The organism is Tessaracoccus sp. SD287, assembly GCF_017355265.1.
Taxonomy (GTDB): Bacteria; Actinomycetota; Actinomycetes; order Propionibacteriales; family Propionibacteriaceae; genus Aestuariimicrobium.
The window spans coordinates 98,006-118,223 of the sequence record NZ_JADIJQ010000006.1 but is presented as its reverse complement, the minus strand read 5'-3'; the positions used below and the strand labels follow the sequence as shown (position 1 = coordinate 118,223).

20 protein-coding genes are annotated in these 20,218 nt (G+C 69.4%); 14 read left to right on the top strand and 6 right to left on the bottom strand.

Going from position 1 to position 20,218, the window contains the following annotated elements; genetic code table 11:
- Window positions 1-1,412 (top strand): ABC transporter permease (locus IPV09_RS04145; protein ID WP_207473901.1); only part of this gene is annotated, 1,412 nt, incomplete at its 5' end.
- Between the two features lie 20 nt (window positions 1,413-1,432).
- On the opposite strand, the gene IPV09_RS04140 is transcribed toward IPV09_RS04145, so the two are convergent.
- The 3 genes from IPV09_RS04140 to IPV09_RS04130 form a co-directional block, all read right to left on the bottom strand.
- Window positions 1,433-3,265, bottom strand: coding sequence for a DEAD/DEAH box helicase (locus IPV09_RS04140; protein WP_207473900.1), 1,833 nt, complete (start codon window positions 3,263-3,265; stop codon window positions 1,433-1,435).
- 167 nt (window positions 3,266-3,432) lie between these two features.
- Entirely contained in the window at window positions 3,433-4,410 is a 978-nt protein-coding gene (locus tag IPV09_RS04135) for a pirin family protein (RefSeq protein ID WP_207473899.1), read from the bottom strand.
- Window positions 4,411-4,412: 2 nt separating this feature from the next.
- On the bottom strand, window positions 4,413-5,270 hold the full coding sequence (locus tag IPV09_RS04130) for an aldo/keto reductase (RefSeq protein ID WP_207473898.1): 858 nt from the start codon (window positions 5,268-5,270) through the stop codon (window positions 4,413-4,415).
- An 81-nt stretch (window positions 5,271-5,351) separates the two neighbouring features.
- Between IPV09_RS04130 and IPV09_RS04125 the strand changes: the two genes are divergently transcribed.
- The 4 genes from IPV09_RS04125 (at window position 5,352) to IPV09_RS04110 (ending at window position 8,356) form a co-directional block, all read left to right on the top strand.
- A complete protein-coding gene (locus IPV09_RS04125) occupies window positions 5,352-5,750 on the top strand; it encodes an MmcQ/YjbR family DNA-binding protein (RefSeq protein ID WP_207473897.1) in 399 nt (132 codons plus the stop codon).
- Window positions 5,751-5,854: 104 nt separating this feature from the next.
- Window positions 5,855-6,403: a YceI family protein gene (locus IPV09_RS04120; protein ID WP_207473896.1), complete on the top strand. Its 549-nt coding sequence runs from the start codon at window positions 5,855-5,857 to the stop codon at window positions 6,401-6,403.
- 151 nt (window positions 6,404-6,554) lie between these two features.
- A complete protein-coding gene (locus tag IPV09_RS04115; protein WP_207473903.1) occupies window positions 6,555-7,382 on the top strand; it encodes an aminodeoxychorismate lyase in 828 nt (275 codons plus the stop codon).
- A 20-nt stretch (window positions 7,383-7,402) separates the two neighbouring features.
- Window positions 7,403-8,356, top strand: coding sequence for a PfkB family carbohydrate kinase (locus IPV09_RS04110; protein ID WP_207473895.1), 954 nt, complete (start codon window positions 7,403-7,405; stop codon window positions 8,354-8,356).
- Between the two features lie 9 nt (window positions 8,357-8,365).
- Here IPV09_RS04110 and IPV09_RS04105 read toward each other — a convergent pair whose 3' ends face one another.
- Window positions 8,366-9,580: a cytochrome P450 gene (locus tag IPV09_RS04105; RefSeq protein WP_207473894.1), complete on the bottom strand. Its 1,215-nt coding sequence runs from the start codon at window positions 9,578-9,580 to the stop codon at window positions 8,366-8,368.
- Window positions 9,581-9,727: 147 nt separating this feature from the next.
- On the opposite strand from IPV09_RS04105, the gene IPV09_RS04100 reads away from it, so the two are divergent.
- From IPV09_RS04100 to IPV09_RS04085, 4 genes are read left to right on the top strand one after another with little or no spacing between them, the layout of a single operon-like run.
- Entirely contained in the window at window positions 9,728-10,138 is a 411-nt protein-coding gene (locus IPV09_RS04100) for a lycopene cyclase domain-containing protein (RefSeq protein ID WP_207473893.1), read from the top strand.
- Complete coding sequence (locus tag IPV09_RS04095; protein ID WP_207473892.1) at window positions 10,131-10,442, top strand: lycopene cyclase domain-containing protein; 312 nt, start codon at window positions 10,131-10,133, stop codon at window positions 10,440-10,442. The genes IPV09_RS04100 and IPV09_RS04095 overlap by 8 nt, the downstream gene beginning before the upstream one ends.
- On the top strand, window positions 10,439-11,164 hold the full coding sequence (locus tag IPV09_RS04090; protein ID WP_207473891.1) for a class I SAM-dependent methyltransferase: 726 nt from the start codon (window positions 10,439-10,441) through the stop codon (window positions 11,162-11,164). The genes IPV09_RS04095 and IPV09_RS04090 overlap by 4 nt, the downstream gene beginning before the upstream one ends.
- A complete protein-coding gene (locus tag IPV09_RS04085) occupies window positions 11,154-12,683 on the top strand; it encodes an FAD-dependent oxidoreductase (RefSeq protein ID WP_207473890.1) in 1,530 nt (509 codons plus the stop codon). The genes IPV09_RS04090 and IPV09_RS04085 overlap by 11 nt, the downstream gene beginning before the upstream one ends.
- Here the strand turns inward: IPV09_RS04085 and IPV09_RS04080 are convergent.
- The gene (locus tag IPV09_RS04080; protein WP_207473888.1) at window positions 12,680-13,213 is read right to left on the bottom strand and encodes a MarR family transcriptional regulator; all 534 of its coding nucleotides are present in this window, start codon (window positions 13,211-13,213) and stop codon (window positions 12,680-12,682) included. The two genes, IPV09_RS04085 and IPV09_RS04080, sit on opposite strands and share 4 nt — an antisense overlap.
- 146 nt (window positions 13,214-13,359) lie before the next feature.
- Here IPV09_RS04080 and idi point away from each other — a divergent pair, with 146 nt between their 5' ends.
- The 5 genes from idi to IPV09_RS04055 are packed head-to-tail and all read left to right on the top strand — an operon-like array spanning window position 13,360 to window position 19,673.
- Window positions 13,360-13,905, top strand: a complete 546-nt coding sequence (idi, locus tag IPV09_RS04075) for an isopentenyl-diphosphate Delta-isomerase (RefSeq protein ID WP_207473887.1) — start codon at window positions 13,360-13,362, stop codon at window positions 13,903-13,905.
- Window positions 13,902-14,978: a polyprenyl synthetase family protein gene (locus tag IPV09_RS04070; protein WP_207473885.1), complete on the top strand. Its 1,077-nt coding sequence runs from the start codon at window positions 13,902-13,904 to the stop codon at window positions 14,976-14,978. Before idi ends, IPV09_RS04070 begins: the two co-directional genes overlap by 4 nt.
- Window positions 14,975-15,865 carry a squalene/phytoene synthase family protein gene (locus tag IPV09_RS04065; protein ID WP_207473883.1) on the top strand — a complete coding sequence of 297 codons (891 nt, stop codon included), beginning with the start codon at window positions 14,975-14,977 and terminating at the stop codon, window positions 15,863-15,865. Before IPV09_RS04070 ends, IPV09_RS04065 begins: the two co-directional genes overlap by 4 nt.
- Window positions 15,862-17,454, top strand: a complete 1,593-nt coding sequence (gene crtI, locus IPV09_RS04060; protein ID WP_207473881.1) for a phytoene desaturase family protein — start codon at window positions 15,862-15,864, stop codon at window positions 17,452-17,454. The genes IPV09_RS04065 and crtI overlap by 4 nt, the downstream gene beginning before the upstream one ends.
- The gene (locus IPV09_RS04055) at window positions 17,451-19,673 is read left to right on the top strand and encodes an efflux RND transporter permease subunit (RefSeq protein WP_207473880.1); all 2,223 of its coding nucleotides are present in this window, start codon (window positions 17,451-17,453) and stop codon (window positions 19,671-19,673) included. The genes crtI and IPV09_RS04055 overlap by 4 nt, the downstream gene beginning before the upstream one ends.
- Before the next feature lie 116 nt (window positions 19,674-19,789).
- Here IPV09_RS04055 and IPV09_RS04050 read toward each other — a convergent pair whose 3' ends face one another.
- On the bottom strand, window positions 19,790-20,212 hold the full coding sequence (locus IPV09_RS04050) for a hypothetical protein (protein WP_207473878.1): 423 nt from the start codon (window positions 20,210-20,212) through the stop codon (window positions 19,790-19,792).
- Window positions 20,213-20,218 lie beyond the last annotated feature (6 nt).

Sequence of the window (20,218 nt, the reverse complement as noted above, 5' to 3'; positions counted from 1 at the left end):
TGCCCCAGGACGACGTGGTGCACCGCGACCTCACCGTCAGCCGGTCGCTGTCCTATGCCGCCGAACTGCGGCTGCCGTCCGACTATGACACCGCCGCCCGCGACCGTGAGGTCACCACCGTCATCAATGACCTCGGGCTGGCGGCCCACCGCGACACCCTCGTCAAGAAGTTGTCGGGCGGCCAGCGCAAGCGCACCTCGGTGGCGATGGAGCTGATCACCCAGCCGACCCTGCTGCTGCTCGACGAGCCGACCTCCGGTCTGGACCCCAGCCTGGACCGGGACGTGATGGAACTGCTGCGCGCCCAGGCGACTGGCGACAGGTCGGTGCTGGTGATCACCCACAGCGTCGCCAACCTGGACGACTGCGACTTCGTCATGGTGCTGGCACCGGGCGGCAGGCTCGCCTACTACGGCCCACCGCAGGGGGTGGCGCAGCGTTTCGGCACCGCCAACTACGCCGACATCTTCGACTACATCAAGGCCGACCCGCTGCGCTGGCAGGCGATCGAGCGCGACGCCCAGGCCCGTGCCGGCTACCCCGTGCAACGCCAACCGCCCCGAATGGGGCCGCCGCCGCAACTGATGCGCCCGCGCCCACCGCTGCCCCGGCGACAGTTCAGCACCCTGGTACGCCGACAGTTGCGCATCATCGTCAGCGACAAGTCCTATGCGGCGCTGACGCTGCTGATGCCGATCGTGCTCGGGCTGGCCGCCGGCGTCATTCCCGGCGACCACGGTTTCGGTTCCACGGGTGGCGAACCGTCGAACGAACCCGGGCAGCTGCTGCTGGTGCTGGTGATGTGTGGCGCGCTGATGGGCATGGTCTCATCGGTGCGTGAGCTGATCGCCGAGCGGGCGATCCACCTGCGCGAACGAGCGGTGGGGGTGCAGCCGTTGATCTACCTGGCTGCCAAGACCTGCATCCTGGCCGGGCTGTCGCTGCTGCAGGCGATCCTGCTGGTGATGGTGGTCAGATGGGTCAAACAGGGCCCGGACGAGGGCGCCCTGCTCGGCAGCGGTTCGGCCGAGCTGGTCATCATGGTCTTCCTGATGACATTGGCGACGGGCATGTTGGGCCTGTTCTTCTCGGCGTTGGTGACCTCGCAGGAGCAGACGATGCCGGTTCTCGCGGTCAGCGTGATCCTGCAGTTGCTGCTGTGTGGTGGTCTGATCGACATCACCGGCCGACAGCCCATCGACGCCCTGTCGCACCTGGTGCCCGGGCGCTGGGCGTTCGGGATGGGCGCCAACACCGTCGATTTGAAGGCGCTGAACCCGCGCTTCCCCGACGACTGGATGTGGGACCACGACGCCGCGTTGTGGCTGCTCAGCGGTTTCGTCCTGCTGGTCTACGCCGCGATCTGCTTCTGGGCGACGCTGAAGGTGTTGGAGCGCCAGAAGTCCCTGTGATCAGCAGGTGAGCCAGGTGCTCAGCGGGTCAGCCAGCGCTTCAGCGTAGTGATCCGGTGGGCCACCTCGTCGGTGGTGGCGCGCCCCAACGGCGGACCACCGCACTCGCGGCGCAGGTCGGCGTGCACGTGGCTGTGCGGCTTGCCCGAGATCCGGGCGTACTGGCTGACCAGCGAGTTCAACTCCTTGCGGCGTGACTCCAGCGCCCGGTGCAGGCTGACCTCTTCGGGCACCTTGGCACGCTGGTCGGCCTTCTTCGCCCGGGCCAGGTGGCGGCGCTGCCGCTCAGCCAGCAGGGTGCTGATCTGGTCGGTCTCGAGCAGGCCCGGCAGGCCCAGGTAGTCGCGCTCCTCCTCGCTGGACGGTTCGGCGACCATGCCGAACTGCTGGGCGTCGAACAACACGTGGTCGAAGGCCGCATTCGAGGCCAGCGGCTCGAACGAGCCGAGCAACTCGTCGGGGTTGTCACGCTCGCGGTTCGCCTCCTCCATCAACGCCTCGGACTCGTCCCACAGGCCGTCCTCGTCGTTGCGGGGACGTCCGAGCACGTGGTCGCGCTGACGTTCCAGCAGGGTCGCGTGGGCCAGGATCACCGGCACCGTCGGCAGGAAGATGGTCGCCACCTCGCCGCGGCGGCGGGCACGCACGAAGCGTCCGACGGCCTGGGCGAAGAACAGCGGCGTGGACGTGGCCGTGGCGTAGACGCCGACCGCCAGGCGGGGCACGTCCACCCCCTCGGAGACCATCCGCACCGCCACCATCCAGCGCTGCTGGCCGGCGGAGAAGTCGTCGATCTTCTTGCTCGAGCCGGGGGTGTCGGACAACACCACGACGGGCTTCTCGCCGGTGATCTCGGCCAGGATCCGGGCGTAGGCGCGGGCGGTGGTCTGGTTGGTGGCGATCACGAGTCCACCGGCGTCGGGCACGTGGCGGCGGACCTCGGTCAGGCGCACATCGGCGGCCGTGAGCACCGACTGCACCCACTCCCCCTTCGGGTCCAGCGCGGTCCGCCACGCATTCGAGGTCAGGTCCTTGGTCAGGGCCTCGGACAGGTTGGCCTCGATCTCGTCACCGGCCTTGGTGCGCCAGCGCATCGGGCCGCCGTAGTTCATGAACATCACCGGACGCACGACGTGGTCGCGCAGGGCGTCGGCGTAGCCGTAGGTGAAGTCGGCGCGGGACTTCTTGGTGCCGTCATGCTGTTCGTCGTAGGTGACGAAGGGAATCGGGTTGTCGTCGCTGCGGAACGGGGTACCGGTCAGCATCAGGCGGTGCTTGGCCAGGGTGAACGCCTGCTTGACCGAGTCACCCCAGGTCAGGGCGTCACCGGCGTGGTGGATCTCGTCCAGGATCACCAGGGTGCGGAAGTTCGAGCACCGCGCCTCGTAGCTGAACATGTTGTTGGCGACCCCGGCATAGGTGACCGCGACGCCGTCGAACTCGCGGCTGCGTCCCTTGCGGGAGGCGCCACCCCCGAGCCCCGGGTCGAGCCTGATGCCGGCCCGCGCCGCCGCATCGGCCCACTGCACCTTGAGGTGCTCGGTGGGGCAGACCACGATCACCCGGTTCACCCGTCCACGACGCAGCAGCTCCGAGGCCACCCGCAGCGCGAAGGTGGTCTTGCCGGCGCCAGGGGTCGCCACGGCCAGGTAGTCACTGGGCAGACGATCCAGGTAGGCCTGCAGGGCCTCGGCCTGCCAGGCCCGCAGCGATTGCGCCGTGCCCCACGGGGCGCGTCCGGGGAAGGCCGGCGACAGGTGGTCGAAGTCCTTGGGCAGCACCGGCTGGGGGTGCACCTGTTCCCCGGAATCGGCGCCGGGCACGTCAGGGCCGCGGTGGGGGAAGGCAGTCATTGAGGTTCGAGGGTAGCCCACGGGCCGACCCGACACGCCCGGTCGGGGTGCGGTCGCCCTGATGGACCCAGTTGCCCCTGATGGACGCAGTTGCCCCCGGCTGGAAGGAGCGGCAACTGCAGCGATGTGGTGCAGGAGCGAGCGAGGTGGCCTGACGCCGTGTGGCTCTACCTCGCCCGGCCCCTGCGGAACCGCGGCTTCAGGGTGATGTCGGGAATGGGCGGCGCCTCGAGCCACTTCGTCGCCCCCCGGTAGCCGGCCACCCGTCCGAAACGGTCGTCGGGGGCCTGGTTCCACTCGTCGCGGAACCGGACGATGTCGTCGTGGCTGCGCCCGATGAAGTTCCACCACATCACGATGCCCTCGTCGAAGGGCTCGCCCCCCAGCAGCATCAGCCGGGCCGGGGCATCGGTCGGGTTGTGCAGCCGCAGGTGGTCGAGCCCGGCGTCGCGCACCCCGAGGGCACTGTTGTCCAGCCGCACGCCGTCGAAGTCGACGTGGCCGGTGTCGACCAGCACCCCGTGCTCCATCCGGGGGTCGACGGCGGTCTGCCAGGTGGCCCCGGGCGCGATGGTCACCTCGGCGCCCAGCAACGGCGTCTCGGTGCGGATCGGCGAGGAGGCCTCACCCAGGCGTCCGACCAGCATCCGGGCCTGCACACCCGGGTCGTCGTCGTACACCTCGGGCGCGTGATGCTGGAACTCGCGGGTGAGATCGGCCTGCTCGTGGGGCAGCACCACCCACAGCTGGACGCCGTGCAGCGCCGCACGCGACCGGGTCGACACCTCGGAATGGGCGATGCCATGACCTGAGGTCATCAGATTGACCTCGCCGGGGCGCACCATGGCGTGCACGTCACCCGAATCGCGGTGCTCGATCTCGCCGCTGAACAGCCAACTGACCGTCTGCAGACCCGTGTGTGGGTGCGGCGGCACGTCCATGCAGATGCCCTCTTCAGGGCCGTAGTGGTCGACGAAGCACCACGCCCCGACGAAGGAACGTCTCAGGTTCGGCAGGGTACGCCTCACCCGCATCGCGTCGGGTCCGCCCAGCGGCACCTCCTTGGGCGGGTAGGTCTCGATGCCGTCGCAGTGCTCGGCGCCCGGGTGGACGACCAGCTGCGGGTGCGGTTCGGTGTTGCTCACGGTCAGGACTGGTAGTTGCGCGGCTTGCCGAGCGCAGTGCCCAGTTCCACGTCGTCGGGGCCTGAGCCGGACCGCTCGTCGCGATTCAGCGCGGTGATGGCTGCCATCGCGTCGTCGTCCAGGGTGAAGTCCCCGAGCTGGAAGTTCTCGACCATCCGGCCGCGGTGGGTGGACTTCGGGATCACCACCTCGCCGCGCTGCAGATGCCAGCGCAGGACGACCTGGGCGGGGCTGCGGCCCACCCGGTCGGCCACCTCTTCCAGGGCAGGGTCGTCCAGGAGCCGGCCCCGGGCCAACGGCGACCAGGCCTGGGTGACGATGCCCAGCTCGGCGTGCACGGCACGCAGCGGGTCCTGGGTGAAGTAGGGGTTCACCTCGACCTGGTTGACGGCCGGGGTGACCCCCGTCGCACCAATGACGGCCCGCAGGTGCTCGGCCGTGAAGTTGGAAACGCCGATCTCGCGGACGCGTCCAGTGGCCTGCAACTCCACCAGGGCAGCCCAGGTGGCGACGTAGTCGGTGGTGCGCGGCAGTGGCCAGTGGATCAGGTAGAGATCGAGCACCTCCACCCCGAGGGCGTCCATGGAGCGGTCGAAGGCCGCCTTCGCCGCGGCGGGCTCGTGGTAGGGGTTGTCCAGCTTGGTGGTGACGAACAGGTCGTCACGAATGATGCCCGAGGACCGGATGGCGGCACCGACCTCGGCCTCGTTGCCGTACATGGCGGCGGTGTCGATGTGGCGGTAGCCCACCTCGAGCGCCGTCTCGACGGCAGCCCGGGCATCCTCGGGGGCGACCTTGTAGGTGCCGAAGCCGACGCGGGGCATGGCCGTGCTCCCGGCCAGGGTAATGGTGTCATCCATGGCCAAAACCTACCCCCCGCCGCCGGTCAGGTGGTGGCTGTCGGGCCTTCTGGGTCGGCGTCCCGATCTAGTCTTGGCGACATGGGGCATCCGCAGATGTTCAACGACGATGATCCGGTGCTGGCCCAGGTCCGCCAGATCTGTCTGGCGCTGCCGGGCGCCGCCGAGAAGATCAGCCACGGTCGGCCCGCGTTCTTCACCCGGAAGGTCTTCGCCTACTACGGCGGCTCGACCAGGCTCGACGGTGTCTGGCACGCCCACGACACCTCCATCCTGATCGTTCCCGGGCCAGAGGATGCGGAGGCGCTGGCCCAGGACGAGCGATGCTGGGTGCCGGCATATCTGGGTGCCCACGGCTGGCTGGGCCTCGACCTGACCGGGCCGATCGACTGGGCCGAGGTGGCGGAACTGGTCGAGGTCTCCTACCGCCAAACGGCCCCGACAAGGGTCACGGCTGAACTGGACGCAATGAATGGATGAACGGACAAGTTTTTTTCACGGGAACGGAATACAACCAGCCTCGACCCGGTTACACTCAACATAAGCTTGAATCTTCAACCACCCACTTCGCCCAGGAGCATCACATGACCGGTCTGACCACCATCAACGGCACCTTCACCCTCGACCCCTCGCACACCCGCCTCGGCTTCGTGGCCCGTCACGCCATGGTGACCAAGGTCCGCGGCTCGTTCGACGAGATCGAGGGCACCGCCTCGGGTGACGGCCAGAACCCCACCAGCGCCCAGATCCACGTCGTGGCCCAGGCCGCCTCGCTGAACACCGGCAACGCCGGTCGCGACGAGCACGTCCGTGGCGCCGACTTCCTGGACGTGGAGCAGTTCCCGACCGTCACCTTCACCTCGACCTCCGTCGACGTCGTCGACGAGGACACCCTGAACGTGACCGGCGACCTGACCATCAAGGACGTCACCAAGCCCGTCACCATCGCCTTTGACTTCAACGGCCAGGCGCAGGACCCCTTCGGCAACGTTCGGATCGGCTTCGAGGGCAAGACCAAGATCAGCCGCAAGGACTGGGGCCTGACCTGGAACGCCGCCCTGGAGACCGGTGGCGTGCTGGTCAGCGACGAGATCACCCTGGAGCTCGAGGTCTCGGCCATCAAGGCCGCCTGAGCCGCAGCACACCCACGCACCACGACCACCCGGGCAATCACCGATTGCCCGGGTGTTCTGCGTCCGACGGCAGCCTGGCCCTAGGCTGGGGCCCATGTCTGTTCAGCAACTGGTCGGTGTCGTCGGACGCGGTGTGTTCCCCGCAGGGCACCTGGTCATCACCGCCGACGACCTGGGCTTCACCCGCGGTGACGGCTGCTTCGACGCCACCCGCGTGGTCACCCGGGCCGACGGGTCGTCGACCATCGACAACCTGGACGCCCACTTCAACCGCTTCGATGCCTCGATCACCGGGGTCGGCGGCACCCCCATCGACCGCGCCGCCTGGCGGGCCACCATCGACGAGGCGCTGTCCCAGTGGACCACCCCCGGTGAGGCCGTGCTCAAGATCATGTACAGCAATGGCCAGGAGACCCAGTCGTTCACCGAGGGCACCCAGCGGGCCACCGAGGTCTTCACGCTGACCCAGATGAGCGCCAGCAACATCAGCGACCGCGCCGGTGTCGACGCGATCACCCTGAACCGCGGCATGTCCAGCGACGCCTTCACCGAAGCCCCCTGGCTGCTCGGCGGAGTGAAGTCCCTCGCCTACGCCGTCAACGTGGCGGCCAAGCGTGAGGCGCATCGTCGCGGTGCCCAGGACGTCCTGTTCACCAGCAGCGACGGCTACTGCCTGGAGGCCCCGACCTCGGCACTGGTGGTCCTGCTCGACGGCACGCTGGTCACCACCCCGGCCGAGGGCACCGGGATTCTGAAGTCCATCACCCAGCGGATGGCCTTCGCCGGTGCCGAGGACGCAGGTTTCGTCACCGACCATCGGCTGCTCACCGTTGCGCAGGTGCAGGACAGCAATGGCGCCTGGTTCCTCAGCTCGGTGCGTGGCGTGGTGCCGCTGCTGTCCCTGGACGGCCAGTCGCTGCCGCTGCACCGTGAACTGACCGAGCGGCTGCGTGTCTGGGCCCGCTTCACCGACCACTGACCGGCGGCGGGCTGAGCACCATGGAACTGCATGCCACCCGGGTTCGCCCAGGACGAGTGATCCACACCGCCCAGGCCCTGGTGGACGCCGTGGCCGAGGTGCCTCGCATCCCGCGTCGGGGCGGCAACGAGATGGCGACCCACTTCGCCCGGTACGCCGCCGGGGCAGTGAACATCCTGCTCGCCGCGCAGCGGCAGGGGGCCGAATGCGTCCACGCCGGTGCCGTCGGCACTGGACCCAATGGTGACCTGATCCGGACCACCCTGGCGGCGGCCGGCATCAGCGTCGCCGGCGACCCGGTGCGCGACCAGGACTCTGGCATCTGCTTCGTGATGGTGGAACCGGGTGCCGAGCGCACCTTCGTCACCACCCTGGGCGCCGAGCGCGAACTCACCGTCGAGATGCTGCAGGCCAGCAGCCCCCGCGCCGGTGACGTGGTCTGCGTCAGCGGCTACAGCCTGGCGGTCGAGTCCACCCGCATCCCGCTGCTGACCTGGTTGGCGTTGCTGCCCGACGGGGTCGGCGTCATCCTCGACCCCGGCGCCGCCTTCGAACACCTGGACCCCGACACCCACGCCACCATGCTGGGGTTGACCACGGTCTGGACCGGCAACATGGAGGAGACCCAGGCACTGACCGGGGTCGACACGATGGAGGCCGCGGCCGCCGCGGCAGCCGACCACCTGCCCGATGAGTCGGTGGTGCTGGTCCGCGACGGGGACCGCGGCTGCGCCCTGCACGTCGAGGGTCGGACGATGCTGGTACCCGGCTTCCCGCAGACCCCCGTCGACACCAATGGCGCCGGGGATTGCCACACCGGGGCCCTGATCGCGGCCCGCCAGACCGGTGCGACCTGGCCGGAGGCCTGCCGCCGGGCCAACGCGGCGGCAGCCATCAAGGTCACCCGTCGAGGACCCGACACCGCGCCCACCGCGGCCGAGGTGGACGCGTTCCTGGCCTCGTCGGCCGACTGAGCAGCACCCTTACGGGGCTGGCGACGCGCCCCCGAACGCCAACTCGAAACCCCGCAGGGTGTAGCCGGCGACCAGGTCGTCCCACTCGATGGTGGGTTCGCGCACGATCACCGGGGCCGCTGCCAGCAGTCGCACCAGCAGCACGTCGGTCTCGATGAGGGCCAGCGGTTGTCCCGGGCAGCGGTGGGCACCGTCGCCGAAGCTCAACCCCGCCGCGTGCACCCCGCGCGCGAGCGGACGGCCGGGACAGATGGCCATGGGTTCCTCGCCGACGGCTTCGGCGTCGGTATTGGTCTGGCGGATGCACAGGTCGACCAGGTCGCCGGGGGCCAGTTCGTGGGTGGCCTCGCCGTCGTTGATGGTCATGGCCACCTGCATCCGGCGATAGAGATGGCCCACCACGGGCTCGAGTCGAATGATCTCGTTGAGCACCTCGAGCCTGGCCGGCTGGTCGGCGGACTGGTAGCGATCCAGCAGGTCGGGGGTGGTCAGCAGGTGCCACAGCGCCATGGCGATGAACTCGCGGGTGGTGACCATTCCGGCGGTGCCGTAGGTCAGGCACTCGACCAGGATGTCGAGGTCGGTGTAGCCCTCAGCGATCAGGTGGCTGACCACGTCCTCCCCGGGTGCCTTCCGCCTGGCCCGGATCGCCGGGCGCACGTCGGCCAGGTGGAAGCGCACGATGGGGCCCAGCCCATGGAGGGCCGCCATCGCCCACTGTCGCCGGGAGCGGCCGAGGTCGGGCTGGGTGATGTCGAAGGGCGGCTGGTTGAAGAAGCTCACCAGTCGGCGGGCCATCCCCCGCACCGAGGAGTTGGTGAGACCGACCACCTGGCGGGTCACCTCCACCGAGTACAGCAGGGCCATCTCGTCGACCAGGCACCTGTTCTTGCTGACCGCCGCCTGCACCAACTGCTCGGCTGCGCCGGCCATCACCTCGCCGTACCGGTCGGTGACCACCTGGGGGGCGAAGAAGCGCCCCACCTTGCGTCGCTGGTCGTCGTGCAACGGGCCGTCGGAGATCAGGATCGGGTGGTGCTTGAGATAGCCGGTGGGGATGTACTCGGCGGTGAACCCGGCCTGGGAGGTGCCGCCCCTGGCTGCCAGCACCTGCCGTGCCGCAGCGTGCGAGCGGATGTGCCAGATGCCGGGTGCCCGCTCCACGGCAGGGGTCCGGGCCTCGCCGCCACGGTGGGCGCGGCGCTGGTCTGACGTCGGGTCCATCGTGCTCCTGTCGTGGTGGTGACCACCAGATTAGCCGTGGCGGCTTTCCCGGCTGGCTAGACTGCACGGCGACGCCGAACTCGGCCCATCTCACCGACGAAGCACGTCATCCACGACAGCACCACATCACTGGAAGGTCGACGCCCCATGGACCAGTGGCAGTACCTGATCCTGATGGCGGGGTGCCTGCTCATCACCCTTCCCCTGGAGTTCGTCCTGGGGGCCAGGGTCTACCGGTCGCCCCGACGGCTGCTGCTTTCGATGCTGCCGATGGTGGTGGTGTTCTCCGCCTGGGACGTGGTGGGCATCCTGCGCAAGCACTGGTGGTACGAGCCGCGGTTCATGTCGGGGCTGCACATCGGCCCGCTGCCGTTGGAGGAACTGGTGTTCTTCCTGGTCATCCCGATCTGCGGGCTGCTCAGCTACGAGGCGGTCGGGCGGGTCTTCGCCCTGGTCCGCGGCCGCGGGCGGTGGGGTTTCCGGTGGCGCGAGGGCCTGGTGCGGGTGGAGGACGCCGCCCCGTCGGCCGCGTCCCAGGCAGGAGTGCAGCATGGCTGAGTACACCGTGCTGACCGTCGTGGGCGTGGTCGCCGTCGTCGTCCTGGAACTGGTCTGGGCCCGCACCGGCATCTTCCGGTCCGCGCAGTACTGGACGGCCATGGGCATCATCTTCTTCTTCCAGATCTGGGTCGACGGCTGGCTCACGAAGTTGTCGGCGCCCATCGTCATCTACAACCCGGATGAGTTCAGCGGCGTCCGGGTGCCGTGGGACATTCCTGTCGAGGACTTCGGGTTCGGGTTCGCCATGCTCACGCTGACGATCATCTGCTGGCTGCGCCTGGCGCCGCGGAGGACGGCATGACCGACCTCGCTGCCGTCTTCGATCGCGGCGCCGACCACTACGACCTGCTCGTGTCGATGAACCCGGGCTACCATGCCCATCTGCGGTCGGCGGCGGCCGAGCTGGTCGGACGGATCACCCACCCCTCGCGTCCGTTGCGAGTGCTCGACCTGGCGTGCGGTTCGGGTGCCTCGACGCGGGCCGTCGTCGACCGTGCACCGGCCGGGACGCGGGTGGTCGGCATCGACTTCTCCCACGGCATGCTCGACCACGCGCGCAGCAAGATCTGGCCTGCCCACACCCACTTCCGGCATGGTCGGGTCGGCGACCTGGACGTCGACGCACTGGGTGCCGGATCCTGGCACGGCATCTTCGCCAGCTACCTGTTCCGCAACGTGGCGGCACCCGAGCGGGATGCGGCCATCGCCGAGTCCCACCGGCTGCTCGCCCCGGGCGGATGGCTGGTGACCCAGGAGTACTCGGTGGCTGGCAATCGTGGCGCCACCGCCGTCTGGGACGCCGTCAATGCCGCTGCCATCATGCCGTTGGCCCTGGTCGTCGATCGCAACCCCAGCCTGTACCGCTACCTGTGGCGCAGCGTCCGCGCCTTTGATTCCACGACGCAGTTCATGGACCGTCTTGCCCGCGCCGGTTTCACCGACGTCGCCTGCCGCACCGTGCCCGGCTGGCAACGCGGCATCCTGCACACCTTTGTCGCCCGGAAGGCTCACCATGACCAATGACCGTCCCGGATTCCCCGGCCGCGACCCACGGGCCGTCCTGCACCCCGCCAGCCCCGGCCAGTACCGTTCCACCGCCGACCATCACGTGGCCGTGGTCGGCGGCGGCATCGCCGGCCTGACGGCGTCGACCGTGCTGGCCGAGCGCGGCATTCGCGTCACCCTGCTGGAGTCCGACGACCGGCTCGGCGGACGGGTCTCGGCCTGGCCGCTGGACGACGGACGCACCATGAGCCGCGGATTCCACGCCTTCTTCCGGCAGTACTACAACCTGCGCACCCTGCTGGGGCGCGTCGACCCGGGGCTCGGGCGACTGGTCGGGGTCGACGACTACCCGCTCCAGCGCCCCGACGGGGTGCGGGACTCCTTCTCGAACATCCCCCGCACGCCGCCGTGGAGCATCCTCGGCTTCGTCGCCAAGAGCCCCACCTTCACCGCCCGTTCCCTGCTGCAGGTCGACGTGGGCACCGCCCTGGACCTGCTGCGCGTCCGGTTCCCCCGCACCTACTCCGACTACGAGGGCGAGTCGGCTGCCGCCTTCCTGGATCGGCTCAAGTTCCCGCCGGCGGCCCGCGACCTGGCCCTGGAGGTCTTCGCCCGGTCGTTCTTCGCCGACCCCGACGACTTCGCCGCCGGGGAGCTGGTGGCCATGTTCCACACCTACTTCCTCGGCTCGGCCGAGGGCCTGGTCTTCGACGTGCCCGACGACGACTACGACACCGCCTTGTGGTCGCCGATGGGACGCTACCTGGCCGACCTCGGTGTGGACGTACTGACCTCGACCCGGGTCGGGTCCATCGACGTCGGCCCGGACGCTGCCGTCCTCGACCTGCCCGGCGGCGAACTCAGCGTCGACGCCGTCGTCCTGGCGACCGACCCCCGCGCGGCCCGCGAGCTGGCGGCCGGCACCAACGCTGCCGTGTTGGCCAGTTGGCGCCAGGACGTGGCCCAGACCCGCAACGCCCCTCCGTTCGCGGTGGTGAGGCTCTGGCTCGATGGTCTGGTCAACCCCGATCGACCGGCCTTCATCGGCACCAGCGGCTACGCCGCCCTGGACAACGTCTCGGTGCTGGAACGCTTCGAGGCGGGCGCCGCGGAATGGTCGTCGCGTCATGGTGGCTCGGTCGTCGAACTCCATGCCTACGCCTGCGACCCAGCGGTGGCCGACGACCGGGCCGCCGCCGACGCTCTGGTCGCCGGCCTCGAGGAGCAACTGCACCGACTGTTCCCCGAGACCGCCCGTCTCGGTGTGCGGCACCGCGAGGTGCTGATCAGGGATGACTGCACGCTCATTGAGCCGGTCGGCTGGAACCGCAGGCCCGGGGTCAGCACCCCGTCCGACCGGCTGGTGCTGGCCGGTGACTGGGTTCGCTGCGACTACCCGGTGGCGCTGATGGAGCGGGCGGCCACCACGGGGTACCTGGCGGCCAATGCCCTGCTGGACCGCTGGGGCGTGCAGGGCCAGGACGTCTGGACCACCCCCATGGGCGGACTGCTCGCCCGAAACGCCACCTCGAACTAGTCCTGCGGCTGGGCCCAGTCGGCGTCGGTGATGTCGATCTCGCGGGTCATGTCCTCGAGGAAGCCGATCACCACCTCGCGCTCCTGGGGCGTCAGCCGTGCGGCCGAATTGAACCGTTTGGCCTGCTGGCGGCCCACCGTGTCCCTGGCGGACTGGTGGGTGGCGGGGGTGATCCGGATGACCAGCGCCCGGCGGTCGGAGGGGTGGGGTTGCCGGGTGATGTGGCCGCCACGGGCCAGTCGGTCCAGCAGTTTGGTGGTCGAGGCGGTGGAGATGCCCAGGTGAGCGGCAATCGCACCCGGAGTGGCCAGTTCGCCGCGGTTCTGGCTGACAATGAGGTAGTGAAGAGCCCGCATGTCGGTCTTGTTCAGCTTCATGTAGGTGGTCGAGGCCTCGCTGAGCCGCTCCTCGGCCTTCCGCAACGCCCCCAGCGCCCCCATCAGCCGATTGATCTGGGCCAGGTCCTCGGCGCTCATCGACGATCGGTCGACCAGGACGCTTTCAGGGTCGCCCGATTCCACGTGGTACACGCTCTGAGTGAAATCTGGGCGTTCCCGGTCGTCGGACATGACAGGACATTATCATTACCACTAGATTTACGCTTTGTTACTTACTAGACTAGCTAACTACTTCTCGTAGTGGTCGTCCACCCGTCGTCCCAACCCCAGGAGTTCGTATGTCCGAGGAACTGGTCGTCCTCGTCGACCACGACGGTCGCGACATCGGCAGTGCCGCCAAGGCCACTGTCCACACCCACGACACCCCGCTGCATCGGGCCTTCTCGTGCTACATCTTCAACGACGACGGCCTGGTGCTGCTGACCCGTCGGGCGCTGTCCAAGAAGACGTGGCCGGGAGTGTGGACCAACAGCCTGTGCGGCCACCCCGCCCCGGGTGAGTCCAACGGCCAGGCCATCCAGCGGCGCATGCGCGAGGAACTCGGAGCCGAACTGCGCGACATCTCGGTCGTCCTGCCCGACTTCGCCTACCAGGCGGTGGACTCCAGCGGAATCATGGAGAACGAGGTCTGCCCCGTCCACACCGCCCGCCTGGTCGGCGCGCTGCGACCCGAGCGCGCCGAGGTCGAGGAATGGAGCTGGGTGCACCCCCAGGGTCTGGTCACCGCACTCCAGGGCACCCCCGACGTGTTCAGCCCCTGGCTGCAACTGCAGGTGCCGCAACTGGCCGCCGGCGGCATCCTCGGCGGCGGGGCACGATCATGAGCCTGGCCGCCAGCGACGACCGCATCGCCGGTCGGCCGTTGGTCGAGGAACGCCTGCGCGAGGTCTTCGACCAGGGCCGAGCCCGGGCTCGTCGCTACGGTGAGCAGTTCGAGCAGTTGTGGACGTTGGCCGGCCGGACGGTGCTGGGCGGCAAGCTGGTGCGACCCATGCTGCTGGTCGACGTGTGGGCCGCGTTGTCGCCCACCGCCCCAGAGGAGCGCCGCGAAACCGTCATCGACCTGGCCGTGGCCCTGGAACTGCTGCACTACTCCTTCCTGCTGCATGACGACATCATTGACGGCGACCTGCTGCGCCGCGGTCGACCCAACCTGATCGGGGCGCTGCTCGACTCCACGGCCTCTGACCCGCGACGGGCGATGCACTGGGCCCATACCGGCGGCATCCTGATGGGCGACCTGCTGCTGGCCGAGAGCCACCAGGTCTTCGCCCGGGCCGAACTGCCCCAGCAGCAGCGGCTGCGGCTGCTCGACCTGCTGCAGCACACCGTCGTCGAGTCGGTGGCAGGCGAGCACACCGACGTCGGGTTGGCCGACGAGATGGTGGCCGCCGAACTGGCCACCATCCTGGCGATGACCAGCCACAAGACCGCCACCTACACCTTTGAGCTGCCGCTGCGAATGGCGGCCGTCCTGGCCGGCGCCCGTGAGGGCATCGAGGACCGGCTGGGGGCGATTGGGCTGCACGTGGGGCTCGGCTTCCAGCTGCAGGACGACCTGCTGTCGGCCTTTGGTGACCCCGACTGCCACGGCAAGGACCGGTTCTCCGACCTGCGCGAGGGCAAGCAGACCGCCATCGTCGCCCATGCCCGCCACACCCCCGCCTGGTCACGCATCGAACCCCTGCTGGGACGCCCCGGACTCACCGAGGAGCAGGCCGAGCAGTTGTCCCAACTGCTCGCCGACTGCGGCGCCAAGGCATTCGTCGAGGGACTCGTGGAGGAACAGCTGCGCTCGGCCCAGGCGCTGATCAGTGGCGGCGACCACGATCTGCCCGTGGGCGTACGTCGGGTCCTGATGGGAATGGTCGACCAGCTGAGAGGACGCCGGACGTGAACGACACCAACCTCGCCACCTTCACCCGCACCGCCGAACAGGCCGCCAACCAGGTGATTGCCTGTTACTCGACGTCCTTCGGTGCCGCCACCCGGCTGCTCGGCCCCCGGCACCGCCAGCACATTCGCAACATCTATGCCCTGGTCAGGGTCGCCGACGAACTGGTCGACGGCGTCGCCACCGAGGCGGGCCTGACCCTGGACGAGCAACGCGTCGCTCTCGACCGGTTCGTCGAGCAGACCCACCGGGCCGTGGCCAGCGGCTACAGCAGCGACCTGGTCATCCACGCCTTCTGCCGGACCGCCCGCGCCTGCGGGATCGACGCCACCCTGATCGACCCGTTCTTCGACTCCATGCGCGCCGACCTGGTGAACGCGGGCCACGACGGTCCCGCTGCCTTCGACGCCGACGCCCACGACAGCTACGTCCACGGTTCAGCCGAGGTGGTCGGGCTGATGTGCCTGCGCGTGTTCATCCGCGACCAGGCGCACAGCCCCGACCAGGTGCTGCGCCTCGAGCACGGCGCCCGGCAGCTGGGGGCAGCCTTCCAGGACGTGAACTTCCTGCGTGACCTGGCCGATGACACCAGCCGTCTGGGCAGGGCCTACCTGGGCACCTCGACCCGAATCACCACGGCCGATCGTGACGACTGCCTGCGGCGGATCCGCGGCCAGCTCGCCGACGCCGAAGCCGTCGTGCCGCTGCTGCCCCGCGATGCCCGCTCAGCGGTCAGGAGCGCCGCCGCACTCTTCTCAGCCCTGGCCGACCGGGTCGAGGTGACCAGTGTCGACGAGCTGTACCGGCGCCGGGTCCGGGTGCCGGATGCCACCAAGGCGGCCATCATTGCGCGCGCCGTGACCCGCACCCTGAAGGAGGGCCGACCATGACCCGCACCATCATCATCGGCGGAGGCGCCGCCGGGCTGGCCACTGCCGCCCTGCTGGCCCGTGAGGGACACCAGGTGCGGCTGCTGGAGCGCCGCGCCGACATCGGCGGCCGGGCCGGCAGCCTGGAACGCGACGGGTTCCGCTTCGACGTCGGCCCCTCCTGGTACCTGTTGCCGCGGGTCTTCGACCACTTCTTCGAGCTGCTGGGCACCACCACCCGCGAGCAGCTCGACCTGACCATGCTCGACCCCGCCTATGCGGTCTTCAGCGAACCCCAAGCCGACGGCAGCACCCGCGCGCCGCTGGTCATCCCCCACGGACAGGAGCGGGTGGAGGCGGTCTTCGAGGAGCAGGAGCCGGGTGCCGCGGCCCGGCTGCGGACCTACCTCACCTCGGCGGAGCGCGCCTCGGTGATGGCCGAACGGTTCTTCCTGTACAACCCCTTCACCCGATTGCACACCCTGCTGCATCCCGAGATCCTGCGGTCCCTGCCCACCCTGGTCGACCTGCTGGCCCGCTCACTGGGCAGCTTTGTCGCCCGCCGCTTCACCCACCCGGTGCTGCGGCAGGTGCTGGGCTACCCGGCCGTGTTCCTGGGCGCCAGTCCCTCGACGGCACCGGCCATCTACCACCTGATGAGCGCCCTGGACCTGGGCGACGGGGTGCAGTACCCCCAGGGCGGGTTCTGGGCCCTGATGGAACGCCTGGCCGCCCTGGCCCGGCAGCAGGGGGCCGAGATCACCACCGGCGCCGACGTGCAGTCGATCACCACCGAGCGCGACGGTCGACGCGGACGACGCGTCACCGGCGTCACCTGGCGCGACCCCGACGGCCTGCTGCACCACGAGGAGGCCGACGTGGTCGTGTCCGCCGCCGACCTGCACCACACCGAGACGGCACTGCTGCAACCCGCCGAACGCACCTTCCCCCAGAAGTGGTGGGACCGGCGCACCAGCGGGCCGGGAGCGGTGCTGGTGCTGCTCGGGGTCCGCGGCAGGCTGCCCCAGCTGCCCCACCACTCGCTGTTCTTCACCACCGACTGGGACGCCAACTTCGAGGCCATCTTCGGCGACCAGCCGCACGTGCCCGACCCGGCGTCGATCTACGTGTGTGCCCCCAGCAACACCGACCCCGACGTCGCCCCTGCCGGACACGAGAACCTGTTCGTGCTGGTGCCCGTGCCGGCCGACACCGGCCTCGGCCGTGGCGGCGCCGACGGCAGCGGGTCGGTGGCCGTGGAACGGGTCGCCGACGCCGCCATCGCGCAGATCGCCGCCTGGGCCGACGTGCCCGACCTGGCGGAGCGCGTCGTGGTCCGCCAGACCATCGGCCCCGCCGACTTTGCCGAGCAGTACCACTCCTGGAGCGGCGGCATGCTCGGCCCGGCGCACATCCTGAGCCAGAGCGCCATGTTCCGCGCCCAGAACCAGTCGAAGAAGGTGCGCGGCCTGTACTACGCCGGCGCCACCACGGCCCCCGGGGTCGGCGTCCCGATGTGCCTGATCAGCGCCGAACTCGTCCTCAAACGCCTCCGCGGTGACCATTCCGCGGGTCCCACTTCCCCCCATGCCCCAAGGAAACACCGATGAGCACAACCCCCACCCGGCGACGATGGCTGCGCGTGCTGCTGCCAGCGGTGCTGATCCTGATGTGGCTGGCGGGTGCCGCCATCGGCGGACCCTACTTCGGTCGCGTCGGCGAGGTCTCGTCCAACGAGCAGGCCAACTACCTGCCCAGTTCGGCCGATGCGACCAAGGTGCAGGCACTGCTCGGCGAGTTCAACGACTCCGACGCCATTCCTGCCATCGTCGTGTTCACCTCCGAGACGCCGCTGAGCGAGGCGGACCTCGGGGCGATCAGTGCCCAGGTCGCCGACCTGGCCCAACTGCAGGGTGTGGCTGAGGGCGTCTCGCCGGCCATCCCGTCCGAGGACGGCCTGGCGGTCCAGGCGTTCGTGCCGATCAGCAGTGACCTCGAACTCGCCGAGGTCGTCGCCGAACTGAGCCAGGTGCTGCGTGACGGGGCCCCCGACGGGGTCGAGGTCCACGTCACCGGCCCGGCGGGTTTCGCCGCCGACATCGGCGACGCATTCGCCGGCATTGACGGACTGCTGTTGGGGGTGGCACTGCTGGCGGTCTTCGTGATCCTGGTGGTGGTCTACCGATCGCTGCTGCTGCCCATCGTGGTGCTGGCCACCAGCCTGTTCGCGTTGTGCGTCGCCCTGTTGAGCGTGTGGTGGCTGGCCAAGGCCGACGTGCTGCTGCTCAGTGGGCAGACCCAGGGCATCCTGTTCATTCTGGTGATCGGTGCGGCCACCGACTACTCCTTGCTCTACGTGGCCCGATTCCGTGAGGAGTTGCGCAGTACCCGTGACACGTGGCAGGCCACCCAGGCGGCACTGCGAGGATCCTTCGAGCCGATCCTGGCCTCCGGCAGCACCGTCATCGCCGGCCTGCTGTGCCTGCTGCTCAGCGACCTGAAGTCCAACAGCACCCTGGGTCCGGTGGCCTCGATCGGCATCGTCTTCGCGATGCTGTCGGCGCTGACCCTGCTGCCCGCGTTGCTGCTGCTGCTGGGACGCGCCGCCTTCTGGCCGCGCCGCCCGCGGTTCGAACCTGATGTGGTGGCCGCCGAGCACGGCGTCCACACCGGCGGCCTGTGGTCGTGGCTGGGTCTCAAGATCAAGAAGCGAGCGCGGACCATCTGGATCATCACCGCAGCAGTCCTGGCCCTGGGCGTGGTCGGCGCCACCCAACTGAACGCCGTCGGGGTTCCCCAGTCCGACCTGGTGCTCGGCGAGTCGCAGGCCCGTGACGGGCAGGTGCTACTGGGCGAACACTTCCCGGGTGGCAGCGGCAGCCCCGCGATCGTCGTGGTCCCCCAGGACCGGATGCAGGACGCCGCCAACATCCTGCTGAAGAACTCCGGTGTCCAGGGGGTCAGCATCGTGGCCGCCGACTCCCCCAGCGGCACCGCCCCGGTGACCGCCGACGGCATCCAGCCCTTGGGCCAGCCGGGCACCCCGGCCCCCGCCCCGACCGTGGTGGACGGGCAGGTCATGCTGCAGGCCACCCTGGACGCTGCGGCCGACTCCGACCAGGCCGCCGAGACGGTGCGCACCCTGCGCACCGAACTGGACGCCGCGGTGCCGGGTGCACTGGTGGGCGGGGTGACCGCGACCGCGGTGGACACCAACGACTCCTCCATTCATGACCGGAACCTGATCATCCCGGTGATCCTGGCGGTGATCCTGGTCATCCTGGCGCTGCTGCTGCGCTCGATCCTGGCCCCGGTGCTGCTGGTGGCCACCACGGTGCTGTCCTTTGGCGCCGCCCTGGGGGTCGCGGCACTGGTCTTCAACAATCTGCTGGACTTCCCCGGGGCCGACCCGGCGGTGCCGCTGTACAGCTTCGTCTTCCTGGTTGCGCTGGGCATCGACTACAACATCTTCCTGATGACCCGGGTCCGTGAGGAGTCGCTGCGCCACGGCACCCGTCAGGGCATCCTGCGAGGGCTGTCGATCACCGGCGGGGTGATCACCTCGGCAGGTCTGGTGCTGGCGGCGACCTTCGCAGCGCTGTCGGTGATCCCGATCCTGTTCCTGGTGCAGATCGCGTTCATCGTCGCCTTCGGTGTGCTGCTGGACACCTTCATCGTGCGATCGTTGCTGGTGCCGGCGCTGTCATACGACATCGGACGCGCCATCTGGTGGCCGAGCAAGCTGTCCCGCCAGGACCCGCCGCAGCGGGCGGCCGAGGAACCGGCCGGGGAAGACGCCGAGGAGCCGGTCGCCGAACTCACCCACTGACAGCCGGCCCACTGACAGCCGGCCCACTGACAGACAGCCCACTGACAGACAGCCCGCTGACAGACAACAAAGCCGCCGCCGGACCCTGGTCCGGCGGCGGCTTTCTGCGTGGTTGCTCAGACGGCCTTGGTCCTGCGCGAGCTCAGGGTGGTCAACGCGACGGTGGCGATCAGGATGAGGACACCGAGCACGATGTGGATCATCTCGACGTCGGCCTCGCCGATCGCGAACTGGACGAGCAGCAGGATCGGCAGCGACAGGGCGTGGAAGAAGGTGCCCAGGTTGGCCTTGGCCTTGCCATAGCGCCAGGCCAACACCGCGGCGACGATCGAGAGAACGATCAGCAGGTACGCGATGCCCTTGTGCGCGTCGCGCAGGCCGTGGTTGTCCGCGGCGATGCCGATGCCCAGCCCCAGCATCACCAGCATCAGCACGGTGGTGGCCGCCGAGGCGTAGAACAGCGGCTTGCGCCGGGCCTCGACGCGGACGGGATCAACAGCGGTGGTTGTCGTGGCCACCGATTCAGGAGCGTGTGTCATGGGTCC